This is a genomic window from Labilibaculum euxinicum (assembly GCF_009795715.1).
Taxonomy (GTDB): Bacteria; Bacteroidota; Bacteroidia; order Bacteroidales; family Marinifilaceae; genus Labilibaculum; species Labilibaculum euxinus.
The window spans coordinates 105,763-128,734 of record NZ_WTCR01000010.1 but is presented as its reverse complement, the minus strand read 5'-3'; the positions used below and the strand labels follow the sequence as shown (position 1 = coordinate 128,734).

The 22,972-nt window shown below is 35.9% G+C and carries 16 protein-coding genes and 3 tRNA genes; 11 read left to right on the top strand and 8 right to left on the bottom strand.

Annotation, left to right across the window (positions count from 1 at the left end):
* Positions 1 to 114: 114 nt before the first annotated feature.
* On the top strand, positions 115 to 387 hold the full coding sequence (locus GQR60_RS14080) for an acylphosphatase (RefSeq protein ID WP_124993547.1): 273 nt from the start codon (positions 115 to 117) through the stop codon (positions 385 to 387).
* A 31-nt stretch (positions 388 to 418) separates the two neighbouring features.
* Here GQR60_RS14080 and GQR60_RS14075 read toward each other — a convergent pair.
* A tRNA-Gln gene (locus GQR60_RS14075) sits at positions 419 to 489 on the bottom strand.
* Between the two features lie 156 nt (positions 490 to 645).
* Here GQR60_RS14075 and GQR60_RS14070 point away from each other — a divergent pair.
* Positions 646 to 1,017, top strand: coding sequence for a hypothetical protein (locus GQR60_RS14070; protein ID WP_101310255.1), 372 nt, complete (start codon positions 646 to 648; stop codon positions 1,015 to 1,017).
* Positions 1,018 to 1,070: 53 nt separating this feature from the next.
* On the opposite strand, the gene GQR60_RS14065 is transcribed toward GQR60_RS14070, so the two are convergent.
* Positions 1,071 to 1,141, bottom strand: a tRNA-Gln gene (locus GQR60_RS14065).
* 171 nt (positions 1,142 to 1,312) lie between these two features.
* Here GQR60_RS14065 and GQR60_RS14060 point away from each other — a divergent pair.
* From GQR60_RS14060 to GQR60_RS14040, 5 genes are all read left to right on the top strand, one after another.
* Complete coding sequence (locus tag GQR60_RS14060) at positions 1,313 to 4,381, top strand: glycosyltransferase family 117 protein (protein WP_124993546.1); 3,069 nt, start codon at positions 1,313 to 1,315, stop codon at positions 4,379 to 4,381.
* A 270-nt stretch (positions 4,382 to 4,651) separates the two neighbouring features.
* Positions 4,652 to 7,714 carry a glycosyltransferase family 117 protein gene (locus tag GQR60_RS14055; RefSeq protein ID WP_124993545.1) on the top strand — a complete coding sequence of 1,021 codons (3,063 nt, stop codon included), beginning with the start codon at positions 4,652 to 4,654 and terminating at the stop codon, positions 7,712 to 7,714.
* Positions 7,714 to 8,331, top strand: coding sequence for a polysaccharide deacetylase family protein (locus GQR60_RS14050; RefSeq protein WP_160463488.1), 618 nt, complete (start codon positions 7,714 to 7,716; stop codon positions 8,329 to 8,331). Before GQR60_RS14055 ends, GQR60_RS14050 begins: the two co-directional genes overlap by 1 nt.
* 158 nt (positions 8,332 to 8,489) lie before the next feature.
* Entirely contained in the window at positions 8,490 to 9,761 is a 1,272-nt protein-coding gene (purD, locus tag GQR60_RS14045) for a phosphoribosylamine--glycine ligase (RefSeq protein WP_124993543.1), read from the top strand.
* 92 nt (positions 9,762 to 9,853) lie between these two features.
* Complete coding sequence (locus GQR60_RS14040) at positions 9,854 to 10,831, top strand: DUF6427 family protein (protein ID WP_124993542.1); 978 nt, start codon at positions 9,854 to 9,856, stop codon at positions 10,829 to 10,831.
* A 50-nt stretch (positions 10,832 to 10,881) separates the two neighbouring features.
* On the opposite strand, the gene GQR60_RS14035 is transcribed toward GQR60_RS14040, so the two are convergent.
* The 3 genes from GQR60_RS14035 to GQR60_RS14025 form a co-directional block, all read right to left on the bottom strand.
* Positions 10,882 to 12,756: a DUF4114 domain-containing protein gene (locus tag GQR60_RS14035; RefSeq protein WP_124993541.1), complete on the bottom strand. Its 1,875-nt coding sequence runs from the start codon at positions 12,754 to 12,756 to the stop codon at positions 10,882 to 10,884.
* A gap of 365 nt (positions 12,757 to 13,121) precedes the next feature.
* The gene (locus GQR60_RS14030; RefSeq protein WP_124993540.1) at positions 13,122 to 14,192 is read right to left on the bottom strand and encodes a lysylphosphatidylglycerol synthase transmembrane domain-containing protein; all 1,071 of its coding nucleotides are present in this window, start codon (positions 14,190 to 14,192) and stop codon (positions 13,122 to 13,124) included.
* Between the two features lie 130 nt (positions 14,193 to 14,322).
* Positions 14,323 to 15,147, bottom strand: coding sequence for an oxidoreductase (locus GQR60_RS14025; protein WP_124993539.1), 825 nt, complete (start codon positions 15,145 to 15,147; stop codon positions 14,323 to 14,325).
* Between the two features lie 200 nt (positions 15,148 to 15,347).
* On the opposite strand from GQR60_RS14025, the gene GQR60_RS14020 reads away from it, so the two are divergent.
* The gene (locus tag GQR60_RS14020; protein ID WP_124993538.1) at positions 15,348 to 17,570 is read left to right on the top strand and encodes an APC family permease; all 2,223 of its coding nucleotides are present in this window, start codon (positions 15,348 to 15,350) and stop codon (positions 17,568 to 17,570) included.
* A gap of 71 nt (positions 17,571 to 17,641) precedes the next feature.
* Here GQR60_RS14020 and GQR60_RS20235 read toward each other — a convergent pair whose 3' ends face one another.
* Entirely contained in the window at positions 17,642 to 17,770 is a 129-nt protein-coding gene (locus GQR60_RS20235; protein ID WP_262885276.1) for a hypothetical protein, read from the bottom strand.
* 75 nt (positions 17,771 to 17,845) lie between these two features.
* On the opposite strand from GQR60_RS20235, the gene GQR60_RS14015 reads away from it, so the two are divergent.
* The gene (locus GQR60_RS14015) at positions 17,846 to 18,088 is read left to right on the top strand and encodes a hypothetical protein (protein ID WP_124993537.1); all 243 of its coding nucleotides are present in this window, start codon (positions 17,846 to 17,848) and stop codon (positions 18,086 to 18,088) included.
* A gap of 980 nt (positions 18,089 to 19,068) precedes the next feature.
* Here the strand turns inward: GQR60_RS14015 and GQR60_RS14010 are convergent.
* Positions 19,069 to 19,142, bottom strand: a tRNA-Ala gene (locus tag GQR60_RS14010).
* A 556-nt stretch (positions 19,143 to 19,698) separates the two neighbouring features.
* Between GQR60_RS14010 and GQR60_RS14005 the strand changes: the two genes are divergently transcribed.
* Both GQR60_RS14005 and hflX read left to right on the top strand, forming a co-directional pair.
* Complete coding sequence (locus tag GQR60_RS14005) at positions 19,699 to 20,382, top strand: energy transducer TonB (RefSeq protein WP_124993536.1); 684 nt, start codon at positions 19,699 to 19,701, stop codon at positions 20,380 to 20,382.
* Between the two features lie 225 nt (positions 20,383 to 20,607).
* The gene (gene hflX, locus GQR60_RS14000) at positions 20,608 to 21,834 is read left to right on the top strand and encodes a GTPase HflX (RefSeq protein WP_124993535.1); all 1,227 of its coding nucleotides are present in this window, start codon (positions 20,608 to 20,610) and stop codon (positions 21,832 to 21,834) included.
* Positions 21,835 to 21,956: 122 nt separating this feature from the next.
* Here the strand turns inward: hflX and GQR60_RS13995 are convergent, their stop codons facing one another.
* A complete protein-coding gene (locus GQR60_RS13995) occupies positions 21,957 to 22,946 on the bottom strand; it encodes an aspartate-semialdehyde dehydrogenase (protein WP_124993534.1) in 990 nt (329 codons plus the stop codon).
* Positions 22,947 to 22,972: the final 26 nt, after the last annotated feature.

Below are 22,972 nucleotides of genomic sequence, written 5' to 3'. Positions count from 1 at the left end.
AATTTTAGAATGAAATTCTCCCTTTTTACTGGAGATGATAGACTGAGGAGTGTTTTAATTATTAATTCTAAATTCATCATTTAAAATTCTATCTTGCATTAAAAGTGCAACAAAATGGAATGGAAATCTGTAAGCATACAAGTGTCGGGTAGGGTACAGAATGTTGGATTTCGGTATCATGCCAAGGAGGCTGCAAAGCGTTTTGGTGTTAAGGGATTTGTGCGAAATCAGCCGGATGGCACGGTTTATGCGGAAATTGTTGGGATGGATTTGGGTGTTGAATTGTTTTGTGAGTGGTGTAAAAAGGGACCTGATTGGGCTAAAGTGAAGGATGTTTTTATTTGTAATTTGCCGAATCAGGATTTTACTGATTTCGTCATAAAATAAAAAAAGCTTCTGATGAAATCAGAAGCTTGTGTTGACCCGTAAGGACTCGAACCTTAAATGCCTGGACCAAAACCAGGTGTGTTACCATTACACCACGGGTCAATTCCCGTTCAGTCATTTCTGACTAAGACGGTGCAAATATAGTAGAAATATTTGTTAGGCAAAACCAAAAAATGCAAAAATATTGCAGACTTTTATTCGTTGTTGTTGTTATATATTTGTAATTATTCTGATTGTCAATTTGAAAGGGTAGAAAAGATGGAGCAAAAAAAAATAGAATCATTAACAGGAAAGTGGCTTTACGAGGAAGATTATGGCTATGGAAGTGCAAAAGGAGAGCTTTTATTGACTCAAAACGGGAGAAAATTGAGTGGTAAAATCATTTTTTCTGAAAATGTGGAAGATGAGGAGACGTTCATGATCCAGGAAAAATTGGAAGGAGAGATAAATCTTAATCGAATTCAACTAAAAGCTATAGAGTATGATGTTATTCACTCCGATTTTGATATTTGTTACGAATTGGATTCCTGGGATGGCATGTTGATTAATGAGACAACAATTGAGGGAGATAGTTTAGATGATCAGGGAATTTCGGGTAGCTTTAAGTTTGAGAGGATTGTTGAAAAATAAACATAAAGGATAAAATAAAAAAAGCTTCGAAATATTTCGAAGCTTTTTTATTGTTGTCCCGTAAGGACTCGAACCTTAAATGCCTGGACCAAAACCAGGTGTGTTACCATTACACCACGGGACAATCATAATTGTCCTTTTTGCAAAGAACTCTGCAAATGTAATACTTTTTTTATTTGCTCAAACAAAAAGTGTAAAATTTTCAGATAGAATTCGGGGGAACTGTTAAAATTGACTATTTTCGTTCAAAATATTATCCTGCATATCGAATATAATAAACAAAAATACACACAAGATGAAATCTAATTACAATGTGGTTAATAATGTGTTAGGCTGGATGGCTTTTGTCATTGCTGCACTTACCTACTTGTTTACTATTGAGCCTACAGCCAGTTTGTGGGATTGTGGAGAATTTATTACTACCGCCTACGGATTAGAGGTTGGACATCCGCCGGGAGCACCTTTGTTCATGATTATGGCGAGGTTTTTCTCTCTTTTTGCGCCCAATCCGTCTCAGGTAGCCCTGCTAGTGAATTCCATGTCAGCTTTAGCATCGGCTTTCACAATTCTATTTTTGTTTTGGACAATTACACATCTTGCCAAAAAACTGGTAACAACTAATGGTGAAATCTCAAAAGGAAATTTAATTGCCGTGATGGGAACGGGAATGGTTGGAGCGCTTGCTTATACTTTTTCTGATACATTTTGGTTTTCGGCTGTTGAAGGGGAAGTATATGCTTTGTCATCACTGTTTACGGCAGTTGTTTTTTGGGCAATTCTGAAATGGGAAAATGTTGCGGATGAGAAGTATGCAAACCGATGGATTATTTTAATCGCGTATTTAATGGGATTGTCGATTGGTGTTCACCTGCTGAATCTTTTGGCTATTCCTGCAATTATATTTGTTTACTATTTTAAAAAATATACACCTACCCGAAATGGAATAATAGGAGCATTTTTACTTTCGGTTCTTATTTTGGGAGTGGTTATGTATGGGGTTATTCCTGGTGTAATTACGATTGCATCGTGGTTCGAGTTGTTATTTGTAAATCAATTTGGTTTGCCTTACAACACTGGTGTAATGTTTTATGCGGTAGTGCTTATTGCTCTTGTAGTTTGGTTGATTAACTTCTCCATTAAACGTGGAATGGTGGTTTTGAACACGATTGTAACAGCTTTTGTGGTGATCATGATTGGCTATTCTTCTTTTGCCATGATCGTGATCCGCTCTTCGGCTAATCCCCCAATGGACGAAAATAATCCGGATAACGTATTTGCTTTGCTTTCCTATTTGAATCGGGAGCAATATGGCGACAGACCTCTTGTGTACGGAGAGTATTACAATGCTCCTGCAGTTGACCTGATTGAAACCAGTCCTGTTTACATTCAAAAAAAGGATAAAAATAATAAGGATAAATATGTTATTGCATCGCACAAACAGGAATATAAATTCGATTCACGTTTCAATACCTTGTTTCCAAGAATGTATAGTTCCCGGGCCAATCATGTTCATGAATATGAATACTGGGGAGATGTAAAAAAGAACAATCCAATTCAGGTTGGCGATGAGACTCTTTACAAACCAAGTTTTGGATCAAATCTTAGGTTTTTCTTGACCTATCAGGTAAATCACATGTATTGGCGGTATTTCATGTGGAATTTTGTAGGCCGTCAGAACGATATTCAGGGGCATGGCGATATCCTGAATGGAAACTGGATTTCGGGGATTCCTTTTATCGATGAAATGAAAATTGGAAATCAGGATAAGTTATATCCTGAAATGGCAAATAAAAAGTCAAGAAATACTTACTTCTTTTTACCGTTTATACTTGGTTTAATAGGTTTGTTCTATCATTATAAATCGAGCAAAAAAGGCAAACAGGATTTCTTTGTGGTGATGTTGCTTTTTATTTTTACAGGTTTGGCAATTGTTGTTTACCTGAATCAATCACCTTATCAACCACGTGAACGTGATTATGCATATGCCGGTTCATTCTACGCGTTTGCCATTTGGATAGGTTTTGGGGTAATGGGTTTGTATCAATGGTTGAGTAAAAAAGGACCATCTGTTGTTACCGCAGGAGCAGTTACTGCAGTTTGTTTAATTGCCGTTCCCGGATTATTGGCTCAGCAGAATTTCGATGATCATGATCGTTCGGGAAGACATGCTACTTTGGCCTATGCAAAAGATTATCTAAATTCTTGTGCACCTGATGCTATTTTATTTACCTATGGCGATAACGATACCTTTCCGCTTTGGTATGCGCAGGAAGTGGAAGGGATTCGAAGAGACATCCGGATTGTAAATTTGAGTTTACTTGCCGGCGATTGGTACATCAATCAGATGAGACGAAAAGCCTACGATTCAGATCTGATTCCTATGTCGCTTACTGCGGATAAAGTTGAACCAGGTATTCGCGATCAGGTTCCTGTTGTAGAGCGATTGAAAGGACAAGAGCTTTTGAGTGAAATGATAAAATTCGTAGGAAGCGATAATGATGCCGCAAAAGTAGAAACCCAATCGGGTAAAAAGCTTAATTATTTCCCTGGAAGAAACGTTTATATTCCTGTTGATTCGGCTAAGGTGCTTGCAAATGGTACTGTTCAGCCCGAAGATGCTCATTTAATTGTAGACAAGTTAGAGTGGAAGATCAAGAGAAGTTATTTGTATAAAAATGACATTATGGTTTATGATATCATTGCAAATAACAATTGGGAACGCCCTGTTTATTTTTCTGTAGGAATGGGGACTGAAAGCTTTCTTGGCTTAGAGAAATATTTTCAGTTGGAAGGTGCTGCTTATCGTTTGGTTCCAATTGAAACAAAACCGGAACGAAATGGTATTGGCCATGTAAATACAGAATTGTTGTATGATAATTACATGAATAAATTCACTTTTGGCGGGATAAAAGATCCGGATGTATACGTTGATCAATTTCATATTTTGACAGTGAATATCATGTCGTTCAGAGCAAATTACAGCCGATTGGCCAGTGCTTTAAATGACGAGGGAAAGAAAGAAAAAGCCATTGATATTTTGGATAGATGTATGGAAGAACTGCCAACCAATAAAATACCGGTTGATAATACACTGATTGGATTCATTCAGGAGTATTACAGAGCAAATGCAGTAGATAAAGCAAATGCTTTACTGTTGAAAGTGGCACAACAATCATACGATAAAATGAATTACTTCTTAAGTTTGGATCCTCAGCATGCCAATGCTTTTAGATCAGAACAGGAGCGTGAAGTGCGGGTTGTGCAGATGCTTTTAGGTTTAGCTGATATGGGTGAGCAAACTAAGTTGAGGGAAGATTTACAATTAAAATTCGAACTGCTTTTTAAGTCTGCTGCAGGGGAGTAAAAGATTTATAATAAACTTTAAATGGCTGTCTTCATGTAAAGACAGCCATTTTTTTATGTCGTTTTTTTGATTTCTTAAATCAAAGTAATTCTTCTTTCTACAAACTAATGCAAAGCGTTCATTTGTAAAAAAGAATATTGACGACTATGTTGATCTTGAAATATCGAAAGTCTGTTAAGATTTTTTCACATAATACAAATCAATTCTTTTTGTCAAAAGTGGTAACTTCGCTGTCTGTACCATAAAATCTAACCTTTATTTTGATAATATATGAGTAAGTACCAAAAAACAAATATTATTGTCGGATGGATATCATTTGCAATAGCTGCAGTTGTCTATTTTTTAACCCTTGAACCTACAGTTAGTTTTTGGGATTGCGGAGAATTTATAACTTCTGCTTATAAATTAGAAATTGGACACGCTCCGGGAGCTCCGTTTTTTCTGCTGTTGGCTCGTTTTTTCTCTATGTTTGCTTCGGGTACCGAGAATGTTGCTCTCATGATAAATTCCATGTCTGGTTTGGCAAGTGCTTTTACCATTCTGTTTTTATTCTGGACAATCACCCATTTGGCTAAAAAGTTGGTTGTTGCAGGAGATAAAATATCAGAATCTCAGATATGGACAATTATTGGCAGCGGATTTATTGGAGCCATGGCTTATGCTTTTACCGATACATTTTGGTTTTCAGCTGTTGAGGGAGAAGTTTATGCTACATCTTCACTGTTTACTGCAGTTGTTTTCTGGTGCGTTTTAAAATGGGAAAACGAAGAAGGCAAGGCTTATGCAAACAGGTGGTTAATTTTGATTGCTTATCTTATGGGTTTGTCGATTGGAGTTCATCTTCTGAATTTATTGGCAATTCCGGCCATTGTAATGGTTTACTATTTTAAGAAGTATGAACCAAGCAGAAATGGAGTTTTAAAAGCTTTGGGTGTTGCTTTGCTTCTTTTGGGTGGTGCAATGTATGTAATCATTCCAGGCGTTGTAAAACTTGCTTTTGTTTTTGATTTGTTCTTTGTAAATGTAATTGGTTTGCCTTTTAATTCAGGCGCTTATGTATTTATTATTCTGCTGATTTCAGGTCTTGTATTCGGTATTCGATATACAATTTCTCATGGCAAAGTGGTCTTGAATACATTGCTTACTGCACTAACAGTTGTTCTAATTGGATATTCGTCCTATTCGCTTATCATGATTCGTTCGGCGGCAAATCCTGGTTTGGATCAGAATAATCCTGAGGATCTGTTTTCTTTACTTTATTATTTAAACAGAGAGCAGTATGGCGATAATCCTTTGGTGTATGGCGAATATTTTAATGCTCCGTATGATGAAAAGGAGAGTTATGTAGATGGCAAAGATGTTTACATTAAAAAAGACGGGAAATATGTAGTTTCATACACGCCAAAGAAACCAAACTATAGCAGTTCTTATAAAACAGTGTTCCCTAGAATGTATACCAAGGGAATGACAGGTAGGAACCCCGAAGAATATGCCAAATGGACAGGACTCAAGGCTGATCAGAAAACAAAACCGAGCTTTGTGCAGAATCTGGACTTCTTTTTTAGTTACCAGATTAATTACATGTACATCCGCTACTTTATGTGGAATTTTTCCGGTCGTCAATCCGACCGGCAATCCTATAGTGGTGTTGTTGATGGAAACTGGATTTCCGGAATACCATTCGTAGATAATTATCGTTTGGGAGATCAGAGTCTGAGGCCAGACCATATGACCAATAATAAAGGGAATAATAAATATTACTTTCTGCCGCTTTTGTTGGGCTTGGCAGGATTACTTTATCAGTACAAAAAAAGTACCAACGGGAAGAAAGACTTTTTTGTCGTTTTCTTGCTGTTTTTATTAACCGGATTAGCCATTGTTGTGTATCTGAATCAGCCTCCATTGCAGCCCCGCGAAAGGGATTATGCCTATGTGGGATCATTTTATGCCTTTGCTGTTTGGATCGGTTTAGGATTTCTTGCAGTACTGCAGGTTTCTAAAAAAGTGCTTCGAAAAGATAAGATCGCTATTCCTGCAGCATTCACTCTTTGCCTTTTGGCAGTTCCTGCTTTGTTGGCGCAACAAAATTGGGACGATCATGATCGGTCGGATCGATATGTGGCAAGAGATTTGGCTTACGATTATCTGAATTCGTGTGCCCCAAATGCGATACTATTCACAATGGGCGATAACGATACTTTTCCATTATGGTATTTGCAGGAGGTAGAAGGCGTAAGAACTGATGTTCGCGTTTGTAATTTGATGTATTTAACCGCCGATTGGTACATCGATCAGATGAAACAAAAGAACTATGATTCCGATCCTTTACCAATTTCTCTTACTAAAGAAAAATATCTGGCGGGTAAGCGCGATGTTGTTTATGTTCTTGATGATCCGCGTTTGAAGGCTTACGTTGAGAAGAATGGAGGATTGGATCTGAAAGACGCGATAGAATATGTTGCGAGTGAAAAGGAAAGTACCAAAAAAATATACGGATACGATGAGCGGATTGATCATTTTCCGGCAAATAAATTTCGCCTTGTAATTGATAAGGAGCAAGTCGTAAAGACCAATACTCTTTCCGAAAAAGATTCTGCAAAAATTGTGAATCAAATGGAATGGGAAGTGAAAACAAACTACGTGGATAAAGGTGGTTTAATTCTTTACGATATGCTGGTGCAAAACAATTGGAAACGACCTGTTTATTTTTCCATAACAGTTCCGTCGAGCGGATATTATGGCTTAGAAGACTATTTTCGTTTGGAAGGTTTTGCTTATCGATTGGTACCGATCAAATTTGAAAATGAGGAAATGCAGATAGGGGGTGTAAATACGGATGTAATGTATACCAATCTGATGAATAAGTTCAAATGGGGAAATATGAACCATCCGGATGTTTATATCGATGAAACAACTTCGCGTTTGTGCACCAACATGAGAAATAATTTTCTGCGGTTGTCAGAAAGTTTACTGGATGAGGGAAAAAGAGATTCTGCAGTTCAGGTACTGGATAAATGTGTTGAATTGGTGCCTAATGAGAAGGTACCCTTCGATTATTTAGCTATTCTTATGGCTCAGTCCTACTATCGTGCAGCGGAGGATGAAAAAGGCAATCAGATGATTCAAACCATATCAGATCGATTGGTACAGGAATTAGATTATTATATGACTCTAACTCCGGTTTCTACTTCGGAATTTCATCGGTTAAAGAGTAGGGATCTGGCTTTATTGCAGGAATTGTACCGCATTACAAATCAGTACAATCAGAAGGAATTGAGTCGGAAAATTGAATTGGAATTTAAAAGATTATTAGAAAGCTATAAAAAGGGATGATGAAGTTGAGATGGATGAGAGCGCCGGGGATATTTAAAATCTTATTTCCGGACTTTATTTGGCGATATAATTCGGGAGCAAAAAAAGTTTATCTGACATTTGATGACGGACCTGTTCCGGAATCTACTTTGTGGACATTGAATATGTTGAAGGAGAAGAATGTAAAAGCTACTTTTTTTTGCGTAGGCGAGAATGTGCATAAATATCCTGAGCTATTTCAGAAAATTCTGTCTTCAGGTCACGCCGTTGGAAATCATACTTACAATCACTTAAAAGGTTGGTCTGTTGATACACAACTATATCTTGAGAATGTAATAATGGCTTCCGATTTAATTAATTCAAAATTATTTCGGCCTCCTTACGGCCAAATAAAAAGATCTCAGGCAAAACATTTACTGCCAGGGTATAAGATTGTTATGTGGGATGTTTTGAGTGGGGATTACCGGAAGGATATAACTCCCGAAGAGTGTTTGAAAGATGTTCTTAAAACGGTTCGTCCAGGCTCCATAATATCGTTCCACAATCATCAGAAATCGGAGGCGAATATGCGTTTTACAGTACCCCGGCTGATCGATGAATTAAAGCTTCAGGGTTACGAGTTTGATGTTTGCCAATAAGAAATCAAAAAAACATTTCTTTTCCATCAGGTAAACTGCAATTGAATACGTAAATTTGCTCTCGATCAAACTATTAATACCATTTTATAACCAAAACCATTTGATAATTCCCGTTTGCAGACAGCAAATTGGGATTGGTTGCTAATTAATACTATTAGATGAAAGTACTTCTTTTGGGTTCAGGAGGCCGTGAACATGCATTTGCATGGAAATTTGTTCAAAGTGAAAAATTGGAAAAATTGTATGTTGCTCCGGGAAATGCCGGAACTGCTGCAATTGCAGAAAACATAGATATTAATCCTAACGATTTTGCAAAAATAAAAGATTTTGTTCTTGAAAAAGGAATTAACATGGTTGTTGTTGGTCCGGAAGACCCGTTGGTAAATGGAATTCACGATTTCTTTCTTGCCGATGAGGCTATCAAGAGTGTTCCAGTTATTGGTCCGGAAAAATTAGGTGCTCAATTAGAAGGAAGCAAAGATTTTTCAAAGGAATTTATGTTCCGACATAATATTCCTACCGCAAAATATAAAAGTATCACTTCTGAAAATTTAGAAGAAGGATTAACTTTTCTGGAAAGCTTAAAAGCTCCATACGTATTAAAAGCAGACGGTCTTGCTGCAGGAAAAGGTGTTCTAATTATTTCTGATTTAGAGGAGGCAAAACAATCTCTAAAAGAGATGATCGATGGAATGTTTGGCGACGCAAGCAGTACTGTTGTTATTGAAGAGTTTTTGGCAGGTATCGAGTTGTCGGTTTTTGTTTTAACCGATGGCAAAAACTATAAAACACTTGCCGAGGCAAAGGATTATAAGCGAATTGGAGTAGGAGATACCGGTTTAAATACAGGTGGTATGGGCGCAATTTCTCCGGTTCCTTTTGCAACTGCAGATTTCATGCAAAAAGTAGAAGATCGCGTGATTGTACCAACAATTGAAGGCCTTCAGAAAGATAATATTCCTTACAAAGGTTTTATTTTCATTGGATTGATGAACATTGGCGGAGATCCATATGTAATTGAATACAATGTTCGAATGGGCGATCCGGAAACAGAGGTAATCATTCCGAGAATCAAATCAGATTTACTGGAATTGATGGAAGCCGTTTCGAAGCAGGAATTGGATAAAGCTCCTTTTGAGATGGATGACAGAACAGTAACTACTGTAATGTTAGTTGCGGGAGGTTACCCGGAAGCGTATGAAAAAGGCAAAACTATTACTAAATTAGATGAGGTAGAAGGAAGCATTGTATTTCATGCGGGAACAACTTTTTTGGGTAATGATGTTGTAACTAACGGGGGGCGTGTTATTTCGGTAAGCTCATACGGTGATACGATGCAGTCGGCCTTGGATAAATCCTTTAGAAATGCTGAACTGATTAATTTTGAAGGGAAATATTACAGAAAAGATATTGGTTTCGATTTAAAGTAATTGATTTATAAAAACTACTGCTCTTTTTTTTTATTTGAAAATTGAGTGGTAGTTGTTATTTTGCACTTCTGGTTCGCTAAAAGCTTAAATTCATGCTCTTAAAGACAATTAAAGGACGCCATTCTATTTTACTGATACTAATGCCGGTTGTTATCGTATTGCTTTGGATGGGTACGTTACTGCATTCGGAATCCTTAACGGCTGGACAGAACCAAATGCCATTGTATGAATTGTTGTTATTTCTTACGGGAGGTAATAATTTCGTTCTAAATCTAATTGCCTGCCTGCTTTTAATATTGATCGCTTACGGAATGGTGCGCTTAAATGAGCAGTATATTTTTATCCGGCAACGAACAGATTTGCCTGCATTCGTATTTGCTCTTATTGCCACGGGAACTGTCTCATTAGGAGGTATGCATCCTTCATTATTTGCCGCATTTTTACTATTTCTTTCTGTAGATCGGGTATTTAAAATTTATCAGGGAACAGCAACTCTTTCCAACTCTTTTGATGCCGGGTTTTTAGTAGGCCTGGCAAGTTTGTTCTATTTGTTTGCAGGAGTATATATCTTTTGGTTTTGGATGGCTCTTGCGGTTTTAGGATATTTGCGGGGTAAAGAAATTCTGGCGGGATTAACAGGCTTTATTGTCCCTGTTTTTTTTGTTGTTGCCTGGTACATTTGGAACGATAATTTGACTGAACTCTTAAATACAATTAGGAATCTCTTTTCATCTAAAAATAGTTTAGGGGTTGTATCAGTTTTCCAATATTCATACTGGGGAATACTTGGCTTTTTGGTTATTCTCTCTTCTTTGTATATGCTGAATGTTTATGAGGAGAAAAAAATTAGCTCGCGTAAATATTTTATTATTTTGTTGAGTTTCTTTCTTGTTTCGGCTCTTAGTTTTGTGTTTTTTAAAGGGGCAGGTGTTGAACAGTACTTTATCAGTATTATTCCGGTAACCTACATTGCAAGCCACTATTTTGTATTTCAAAAACACTCTTGGATTGGAGAGTTTTTGTTTTATATTCTTGTGATCTCAAGTATTCTTATCCACTTTATTGGATAAAAAAAGTGCCATCTCCAAAGAAATGGCACTCCATATAATTAAGTTCGATTTTATTTTTCTACAATATTAGTCATGTCGAAGGCTGTTGCTATATTAGCATCTTCCTCGTTATCATTAACTGTGAAAATAATGTCGTTAAAATCTTTGTCTCCAGCGGGTAGCTGAGTATCTTCGAAACACAATACAATATCTTTACAATTTTTCTCTTTGAACAATACATGTTGTTGCGTTGCGTCTTTGTTCCATTCAATATTGGTATAATGACGATAAACACCATCAACGGTAGTACCGTTTTTCCAGCCTTGAGCAATTAAGCAAAATCCAATTACTGTATTTTGCGCAAATGGAGCATCACCTAGCTGAACACGATCACCAGTCTTTAATCCTCCTCCTGATCCTTCTTTTGAAGCATTAGGGAAAAGCATGTGAAGTTCTATTTCGTCAGCACTTGCAGGAGGATTTTCAGCATCATAAGTGTAGTATGCCAATGAATTTTTCCATCCAGCGCCTTCATCAACGAAAGTTAGATAAACAGGAGATTCTTTAGTTAATTTTAGAATCAAGTTGTTCTCATCTGAGAATAATTCAGAATTCGCTGCGCGGTTATCCTTATTTTCATGGAACATGGCAATAATGTTATCTACCAAAGTTTCGCAAGGTTTTGTTGGAATGATATCATCCGGCACTCCTTCGTCCATTTCAATGGTAATAATTTTAAGTCCGCCGGTTCCGGCAGCAACAAAAATGTAGTTTCCTCTCGATTCAACAAAATTCACCGATGAACCAAAATCCATACTTCCTAACAGAGTAACATTATTATCATTTTCAGGAATCATAGCGCCAACGTATACACCAGCACCACCATTACCAATCAGCAATAGTTCTTCATTTAAGCATACCGAGTTGGTTACGTAATCCTCATCAAGGCCACCAGCAGGAGTTTCAGGACGGTTAAAGCGCTCTTTTAAAGTTCCGTCCAAATTACGAATATCTAATCCAGATACGTTTAATGCTGCAAGAATATAGTTGTCGGTAACATCAATTTCAGTTTTTGATTCATCAGTAATCGGACCTTGAACTTCAATTGCCTCTAATTCTGTAAAATCAGCTTTTTTGAAAGACTGTATTTTTTCATTGGTTGCATTAAGCACATAAATATTTTCATCATTACTACTTAAAGATCTGGCATCATTAATATCAATTCCAGTTACTAAAGAGTAGTCGCTGCGTTTAAGAATGCTTAATTTTCCATCAGATCCACTAGTTGCATAAATGTAATTTTCATCAATTTCAACATCTGTAGCAACATAAGAAGGAAGATCAACCAGTCCTGAAACAGACATGATTTTTTTAGAATTACTTAACTCCAAACTAATTAAAACAGCAGGAGATGCAAGAACATAACCAGCACTTTCCGGATCTACTGCACCTACCAGATAAATTACTCCATCATAATAATCAACAGCACTAACGTCAACATCAGGAAATAACGCCTGAGCTTGTAATACTGGATTGTCTTGATCTGAGATGTCAAACAATTCAACACCACCACTATATTTACTTCCCTTTGTATTGTAGGAAACAAATGCCATGTTATCGATAATTTTGACGTGAGTAGCTTGAACTGCTTCACCTTTTACTTTAGGTGCTTCAACTTCAGCTTTTAGTTTAAAAGCATAATTTTTAGTCAAATCAATTTCAATTTCCGTCGTTCCTTCTTTTGTAGTTCCAGCTGGAAGATTGTTGATAATAACTAAATCATTCATTGTTTTAACCCTACTGGAAAGATCCGCAGGGTTATTATTGATAGAAATGCCTTCTTGAATTGTTTTCTTTTGATCGGTTTGCTGATTGTCATCATTATTGTCCGAGCAAGAAGAAACAATTATGAAAAGCCCAATCATTAATAGTAGATATTTTCTCATAAGTATTTTTTATTTTTACTGAATTGCAAATTTAGTTTACTGTTGCAAGTTACGTTGTTTGTTTTAAATGATAAGTTTAATTATTGTTAAGCGACCTAAAGATTTGATGAATCGCTTCTTTTTATTGGTGAATAATTATAAAAACTTGTTCAGGATGATGTTCTATCTATTGATAATCACGATTCTATCTGTGTTCGATAAGTAGGTGAATACTGTCTGAATCCCTTTTAAATGTTGGGTAATTCTTGTTTTTCGCGTTAATTAATACGGGTTGTACGATAGTTTGCGGTTTATTGTTATCTGTTTGATTTGATATTCTCCGAAGTTATTTCGAATGCAAAAACATGTTGAAATATGTGTGGTATCTATTTTTTAAAATGCTTTTTGATCCATTTAGGAAGAATAAAGACTCCAATTAGGAGATAGGGGTAGTATGAAATTAGTCGCCAAATTAATGCCATGGCTGCTGCGATTCCTACTGATGGAAGAAATTCACCTAGATATTTTGTGAATACCCATTCCGAAAATCCACTTCCGCCAGGAGTCGGACTGACAAGCATCATGATCCACATGACTAATTGCCTTGCAAATATCATGATATGCTCTGTAATGCTGTATCCTTGAAACATGAATGCAAGAAGAATCACATTTACAACCCAATATCTGGCTGTCCAGGAACAAAAAGTTGCCATGAATGCTTTAAACCAAAACCAGAACGGTTTTCTTTGCAGTTCCTTGGAACTTTCAATTATGTCGGTGCCAGCCTGATTTGCTCCTTGTTTCCATTTTCTAAGAACCGGAAGTTTGAATATCCAAAGCAGCAACCACTTTAATCCTCTTGGGTTCCAAAACAATCCATAAGTTAAAACAATAAAATAAGCCGTTTTTACAAGGTAACCAACTAAAGCAAAATATAAAAGAGAATCCAGCCAGATAGAATGTTCCTGAATATCTATCATGAATAATTGGTTGATATCCAAAAACAAGATCAGGATTGGGAACATGAGAATAAAATACAGCTCGTCGAGAAAAGAAGTAGACATAACTACTGCTGAACTTTTTCCAACTTTTAAGCCTTCCTTGTTAAGATACAGAATTGCAACAGATGTTCCTCCTATTGCAGAAGGAGTTATTGCCGAAGTAAATTCCCACAGCATGATAATACGAAATGCCTTGCTCCATGAAAATGTATTATCTGTAAGTATCCGCAAACGAGCCATATAACCTAAATCGCGAATAATCATCATGATTAACGCAAAACAAAGCCAAAAAAGTGAATACCACGAAAATTCAATTAAGGAAAGAGTTTGGCCATCAACTTCATTCATCAACATGTAAACAACAACAGCAACGCCAATCAGAATTGGATATACAATTCTACCAGGGCGAACCCCGTTAAGTAATTTTTTTTGACTGTCAGGTTGGTTTTTGTTCATTTTTAACACTTAAGGATGTTAAACTTACGGATTTAAAGAGTTTATTTGATCACGTTTTAATGAAGATTTTGTTAAAATACTCTAAAATTGAGATGAAGAAATTTCAAATTAGGATCATTTATATTCCATCTTAAGACTGAAATTTAAATAGCTTTTCCTTAAAATAATCAAAACTTTTTTCACTGATTAGCTTCCTGAGGAACCAAATTAGTTTTGCATGCCTTGGTACAATATATCTTATTTTTGGATTGTTTGAAAGGCTCGCTTTCACAATTACTTCTGCAACTTTTTCTGCTTTTACTTGAATTTTCTTCGATTTTATAAGAAGATTTTCAAGTTGGATAGTCATTTTGCTATAAACTGAGTTCTTTGAATTTTCTTTCGCTTTAGATAAGGCGGTATTTGCCCAATCTGATTCAATAACACCGGGATTAATTAGGATTACTTTTATTCCAAATGGTTTTACTTCTTGGCGCAGGCAATCAGAAATTCCTTCCAATGCATATTTTGAAGCGTGATACCATCCGCCCATAGGAAGTGTCATTCTGCCAAGAATGGAGCTAGTATTAATAATTTTCCCTTTACAATTTGCTCTCATTATGGGCAGAACCATCTGAGTTAATTGTACCAAACCAAAAAGATTAACCTCGAATTGTTGGCGGGCATCCTCCGGCGAAACATCTTCAATTGCACCATAAAGACCAAAACCTGCATTATTCACTAAAATGTCAATGCGTTTGGATTCTTTATAGATGTGATTTACAACTTGCCGGCAATTTTCAGAATTAGTGACGTCAAGCTGTAAAATTTGTGCCCCTTTTTCCTCCAAATCTATCATAGCAATGGTTGAAGGAGCTGTTGCATATACGGTGTATCCTTTTTTAAGAAAAAGTAAGGCGGAAGCTTTACCTATTCCCGAAGAAGCTCCGGTGATTAAAACAATTTTTTCTTTCATTAAAATGAATCGTATGCCTGTTAATGTTTATAATGTATCATTGCAAATATCAGAAGATACATAGAATTTGAGTTTATTTCAATGGGATAGGGTCGATACCTGCTAAGATCTTAACTTTATTTCTTTTATCAGCTTACTATACACATTTATAGTGGTAGTTTTTTGCTATTTTTAGTACGCAAACTTTTACAACCGAATCTATGCCTACAACTACTTCTACTAAAAAATTTGGGACAGCTCCTGTCTTTTTCACAGCAATTTCTACCATTTTAGGCGCAATTTTATTTCTCCGCTTTGGTTTTGCGGTTGGGAGTTTGGGTTTTTGGGGAGTAATTTTAATTATTCTCTTAGGGCATTTGGTTACGATACCAACGGCTATGGCTATTTCTGAGTTGGCGACAAATAAACGTGTTGAAGGTGGTGGAGAGTATTTTATTATTTCACGCTCGTTTGGTTTAAATATTGGTGCGACTATAGGTATTGCCTTATTTTTTTCACAGGCAATAAGTGTTGCATTTTACGTAATTGCTTTTACTGAGGCCTTTGAACCCTTATTTAATTTGGCTTTTAGTACCTATGGGTATGAGTTTCCGCGTCAGATAGTTAGTGTTCCTGCAATGCTCTTTTTATCGATATTGATTCTGAAAAAAGGAGCCAATTTGGGGGTAAAGGCTTTGTATTTTGTAGTTGCTGTTTTAATGGTTTCACTCGTACTGTTTTTCTTAGGTTCAACCGATCATGCATCTGTTTCAGATTTTGGTCTAATGAATGCAGAATTTAGAAATGCAGATCAGTTCTTTATTGTATTTGCAATTATATTTCCTGCCTTTACTGGAATGACCGCTGGTGTTGGTCTGTCGGGAGATCTTAAAAATCCATCTAAATCAATTCCTTTAGGTACCAGCACTGCAACGTTATTGGGAATGATTGTTTACTTTTTTGTAGTTTACAAGCTGGCATTTTCGGTCAGTAGTGCCGATTTGATGGAAAATCAGCTGATAATGGCAAAAATTGCGATAGGCGGAAGTCTGGTGATTCCTTTAGGACTTGCGGCTTCAACAATTTCATCAGCGCTGGGTTCAGTAATGGTGGCTCCACGAACTCTTCAGGCACTATCGGCCGATCGTTCTTTTCCGTCAAAAAAAGTAAACAGATGGTTGGCAAAAGGCCGGAAATCTGATAATGAACCCATAAATGCGTCATTGATTACATGCATAATCGCAATGGTGTTTGTTGTTTTAGGTGATGTGAATGCGGTAGCACAAATTATTTCTATGTTTTTTATGGTAACTTATGGATCTTTGTGCCTGATATCTTTTCTAAATCATTTTGGATCATCGCCAAGTTATCGCCCTTCTTTTAAATCAAAGTGGGTATTATCTCTGATAGGATTTGTAACATCAGTTTGGGTGATGTTCAAGATTAGCTTTCTATACGCTTTTGCTGCCGTAGCTGTTATGTCACTAATTTATTTGTTCATTAACCGATATCATAAAAATAGGAATGGAATAGAGTCAATCTTTCTAAATGCTCTTTATCAGCTAAATAGGAACATGCAAGTGTTTTTGCAGAAAACAGGAAAAGGAAAAGCCCGCGAATGGAGACCAAGTGCTATTTGTATCTCAAAAGAATCTTTTGAGAGAGATACTGCTTTTAAACTTTTAAACTGGATATCCTACAAATATGGGTTTGGAACGTATTTACATAGAATTGAGGGATATTATTCAAAAGCTACTTATCAGCAATCAAAAGAAGAATTGGATCGATTAATTAAAAGTTTTGATAAAATAGAGAATCACGTTTACGTTGATACCATCATCTCTCCATCCTATACTTCGGCTATTGCACAAGCAATTCAGTTGCCTGGTGTTGCAGGAATGGAAAATAATATGGTGATATTTGAGTATGATAAGGGAAACCCTGATCGTTTGAATTTGATCATTGATAATTATTCGTTGGCGCGTGCGGGTAATTTTGATTTCTGTATTTTGGGAAGTTCTTCACGGACGTTAGATTTCAAGAGCAATATCCATGTATGGATTAAATCTTCGGATACTTATAATGCGAATTTAATGATTCTGCTTAGTTTCATTATTGCAGGTCATTCTGATTGGAAAAAGGCGGATATTAAGATATTCAACATCTGTAAAAAGGAACAGGCCGATGAAACCAGAAAGCAATTGGATGATTTGGTAGTTTCGGGCCGACTACCGATTATAACCTCTAATATTGAAATCATCCATGAGCAGGAAAATGTATCATCGAAAGAAGTTATCAATCAGCGTTCGGCCGATGCAGGCATAACAATAATTGGATTTAGAGGTGAATCGCTTAAGCACGAGAAAGCTGAACTTTTTAAGGGATACGACAAACTTGGGAATATTCTTTTTATCAATGCAAATAGTCGAAAGCTTATCGAGTAGCAAGAAAACAAACAACCAATGATATTGGAAAATATTTTTACTTAGAGTAATTAAGACCAGGTTGTTTGGGGCTAAACAATTTTTTTATCCATGATTTTTCCCTGAGCATCCAGCAGTAAAGAGTAACGGATAAGGTTTTGATCACGAACAATAATTTCAAAATTTTGCAAGTCCGAATAATTAATTTTAATTGCATTCATAACCTCGCCGTGTGATTTAATTGCCTGATAAATGGTATTAGGAATCGACTCCAGCTGAAGATTGATTCAATTGTAATGCAAAACAAAGAATTAGCAACTCAAGCACCAAAAGGAAAAGAAGGTGTTGCAGCATTGGAAGCAATCAAAGGTGATATCAGCTTAATCGAAGCTTCTTTAATCGATGTTGCAGGTCTTGTTTTACAAGATCAACTTATTGCTGCCTTGGATAAAGTTAAAGCCACAAAAGAAAAAGCATTGGAAATTAATATCGAATTAAACGAGGTAATTGCAAAATATGCCAGAAATAAAAGAAAATAGTATCAAGTATAATTTATAATCAAATCATATAAAATAAAAAGTCCGGGAACCACCCCGGACTTTAATCTAACCCATTTTAATCTATGAAAACCTAATCCTCTCGGAAAGGATAGTACAAACTTATGAAAACTATCTGGATTGAAAATGCTAAAAGATGTTAATTAAGGTTAAACAACTTAACCGGTATTTTTAAGCTGAAAATTTTTACGTATGTATATAACATACTTAACTATTGTGTGTTATGTCTTTTTTGTTATGGTGTTATGGAGAAAATGAAATAATGTATCGTTCTGGTTACTAAAGTATTTGTGGCATAGGATTAATTTATTCTTTTCTAAATGAAAGCAAGATTGGAATTTTGGGTATAAAACAATATTCTCAATAATTCATTATATACATTTTGTCCAAGATGTTTTTTATATGATATTTGCCTTTGGTTTCAAAACGGAAATGAAAATTTCATCAACAATATCAGTTAATTGCACCTCGTGAGAAAGAGTATTTCCTATGGTAAGGAACCCTTTTTAAGTTATATGAACGATGCAAATTATCTTCTTATTAAATGTATTTGGTACATACTAATCTTAAATAGTTTCAGATATCTTAAAATTGTTACTATAAAGGGAGAAGTGCAAGAATTTTAGATCAAATAATTTAAAATGGTGTGAACCTTGTAAATCTTGAATGCAAACCGTAAGGTGTTGATATGTAGCTTTTGCGTAGTTGATTTGCAGGTTTATACGGAATTTCGCAATACTTGCATAGTGTAGAAATCATGTAAGGAATAACATCATCCAAAATCATTGAAAAGTTCACGGTATAATTGAAGCTTTTATAGATGGGATGAGCTATTTTCTCATGTATTTAAACTTCCTGAGTACTAATTTATTAATAGATCATCTATAAATTGGAACCAGAATGTTAGCGAAGCATAAAAAAAGCGCCCACGGTGGAAGCCCGTAAACGCCTTATCTTTAGTGTGGAGAATACCGGAATCGAACCGGTGACCTTTTGACTGCCAGTCAAACGCTCTAGCCAACTGAGCTAATCCCCCATCATTTTTATGAGGAGTAAAAGAAAAATACTTGATCCCCTCAATTGGAGTGCAAATATAGATGAAAATTACACATCTCAAAATATAAGTAGGATGATTTTTTTGAAATTAAAACATTTTTTAATTTTATACGTAAGGATAATAGGGTGGAGAATCTATTTTAGTTCGAAAATTGTTTGTCAATAGACAATTGATTGGTAGCAATGTATAGTGTGTGTATTAGGTAGGATGAGTACGAGCTTAATAGATTCTTCACTCTTATTATGTGTAAATTATAATTTAGATTGGCTATAAAGAAAAAATCGACTAAGTTTATAGTTCATTTATACACAGAGGTTTTATCCTAATTTAAATCACTGCAAACTTCCTATCTGAAATGTGAATTTTCAATCGTTTATCGGCTGAGAATCAAATTTATTGCTTAGGAAAATCAGTTTGCTTTTAATTTTTATATCTTTATGCCTCGAATTAATTTTCTAATCGAAAAGGATTTTGATTATAAAATTGAATTACTTAGTTTTAAGCGCTGAAATTAAAAGAAAATTAAAAGAAGATTATGGAAGTTAAGAAGTCACCAAAAGCAGATCTTGAAAATAAGAGAGGTCTTTTTCTTGAGATTGGTCTGGCTCTTACTCTTGCCTTTGTACTTCTTGCATTTGAATGGAGTGTAGATTCTAGCGAAGCTACCGGCCTGCAAGATCAACAAGAAATGGAGGCAGAGGAAGAAATGATTCCTGTTACCAGACAAGAACCAATTAAGCCACCACCACCACCACCACCAGCTCCTAAAGTTGCTGATGTCTTGAACATCGTAGACAACGAAGAAGAGATTGAGGATGAACTAGAGATTGAAGATTCAGATGCTGACATGGATGCTGAAGTTGAAATTCAGGTTGTAGCGGAAGAGGAAGAAGAAGATGAAGCACAAGTTTTTGTAATTGTAGAAGATATGCCTGAATTTCCAGGAGGAGCTTTAGAATTACAAAAATGGATTGCAAAATCTGTTAAATATCCTGTGATAGCACAGGAAAATGGTATTACTGGTCGTGTTTTTGTAACTTTCGTTGTGAACAAAGTTGGAGCGGTTGAGCAAATTCGTGTAGTACGTGGAGTAGATCCATCTTTGGATAAGGAAGCTGTTCGCGTAATTAGTCAAATGCCTAAATGGAAGCCTGGTAAGCAGCGGGGTAAAGCTGTTAAAGTATCTTATACTGTACCAATTAACTTCCAATTACAATAAAACAAATCTATAATTTTTTTAGATAGTAAAGGCTCTGATTTTTCAGAGCCTTTTTTTTATGACTTAAGCACTGTTGCTTTCTCGAATATTGTTTATTTTTGCCCCGTAGTTTACGTATCTTGTTATTGGTATTTGTTTTAAGGTAGTCTTCTTACCATCTACCTCTAAAAAGGAAATATTATTGATAAAGGCAACTAAGCCTTTGTTTTTTTGCAAATTGATTAAATGGGAGAGAACCTGATATTAGATAGAGAAGTAGAAAAAGCAATTTTGATTGGTGTTATCGATAAATCAAAAAATATGACTGAAAGCTTAGTTAAGGAGTATCTTGACGAACTGGACTTTCTTGCTTTAACTGCTGGAGCAGAAACGGTTAAGCGTTTCACTCAGAAGATGGACTATCCTCATCCAAAAACGTTTATTGGGACGGGAAAGCTTGAGGAGATTCTTGATTACCTGGAAAGGAATGATGATATTAAATTGGTGATTTTCGATGATGAACTTTCACCATCACAGCTTAGAAATATTGAGCGGGCATTGCAGCGTAAGATTTTGGATCGAACAAATTTAATTTTGGACATATTTGCCAGTCGTGCTCAAACGGCTAATGCAAAAACCCAGGTTGAGTTGGCTCAATATCAATATCTTCTTCCTCGATTAACAAGAATGTGGACTCACCTTGAACGTCAGCGTGGTGGTATCGGTATGCGTGGTCCGGGTGAAAGTCAGATTGAGACCGACCGTAGAATAATACTTGATAAAATATCTAAGCTTAAAGAAGATTTGCTTAAGATTGATAAGCAAAAAGCAACCCAGCGTAAAAACCGGGGAAAAATGGTTCGAGTTGCTCTGGTTGGATATACCAATGTTGGTAAATCAACTTTGATGAACATGATTAGTAAATCTGAAGTATTTGCTGAGAATAAGCTCTTTGCAACATTAGATACTACTGTTCGCAAAGTGGTTATTCAAAATGTGCCATTTTTATTGGCCGATACTGTTGGATTCATTCGGAAATTGCCTCATAATTTAGTCGAATCATTTAAATCAACTTTGGATGAGGTACGTGAGGCAGATATAATTTTGCATGTGGTTGATATATCTCACCCTAATTTTGAGGATCAAATTAAGGTTGTGAATGAAACAATGCTTGAAATTGACAAACGTGAAAAACCAACCTTCTTGGTTTTTAATAAGATTGATGCTTTTACTTATGTGAAAAAAGATGAGGACGATCTTTTACCAAAAACAAGAGAGAATTACAGTTTGGAGGAATTAAAACAAATGTGGATTGCAAAAGGAGATACCCCTTGTTTGTTTATTTCCGCAGTGCATAAGCAAAATGTTGAGGAGTTTCGTGAGGTGGTTTACAATGCAGTAAAGGAAATACATTCGGCACGTTTCCCTTATAATAACTTTTTATATCAGGATTATTCTAATTTAATGGATTAATCTATAAAGATGCAATTGATACTTAGCTAACATGCGAATTGTTCTTATGTAATTTAAATGATTGCTGTTCGCAAATAAAATGAAGGCCAATGAAATTATTTTCATTGGCCTTATTTATAGTCTTATACAAGATTATTTTTTGTAAGGTACTCTGCAATTTGAACTGCGTTTGTAGCTGCACCTTTTCGCAGGTTGTCTGAAACAATCCAAAGATTCAAAGTATTCGGATTTGAAAAATCTCTACGTATTCTTCCAACAAATACTTCATCTTTGCCATGAGCATATTTTGGCATTGGATATTCGTTTGTATCCAAATTGTCCTGAACAATTACGCCTTCCGCTTCCGAAAGAATTTTTCTTACTTCGTCAAGATCAAAATCATTGGCAAATTCGATATTTATAGATTCTGAATGCCCCCCAACTACAGGTACTCGAACAGCAGTAGCAGTTACCCTAATGCTGTCATCTTTCAAGATCTTCTTAGTCTCGTTGGACAATTTCATTTCTTCTTTGGTGTAGCCATTTTCGGTAAATACATCGCAATGAGGCAGACAGTTTTTATCAATTTCGTATGGGTAAGCCATTTCTCCATCAATCCCATTTCTCTCATTTTCCAATTGTGAAACTGCTTTAACACCTGTTCCTGTGATTGATTGATAGGTTGAAATTACCAAACGTTCCATTTTGTATCGCTTATGCAAAGGAGCAAGGGCTACAACTAATTGTATGGTTGAGCAATTCGGATTCGCTATAATTTTGTCTTCAGTGGTTAAATCGACAGCATTTATTTCCGGAACAACCAATTTTTTGTTTTTATCCATTCGCCAAGCCGATGAGTTATCGACAACTGTGGTACCTGCTTTTGCGAATTCAGGAGCCCATTTTAAAGAGGTGTCTCCTCCAGCAGAAAAGATTGCAATTTGTGGTTTTAATTCAATTGCATCTGTCATACTGATAACCTTGTATTTTTTTCCATTAAATACAACTTCTTTTCCTATAGATTTTTCACTGGCTACAGGATACAACTCACTAATCTGAAAATTTCTTTCTTCCAGAACCTCCAGTATTTTCTGACCAACCAAACCAGTGGCGCCAACAACTGCAATTCTCATAACATAATGTGGTTTAAATTGTTGAT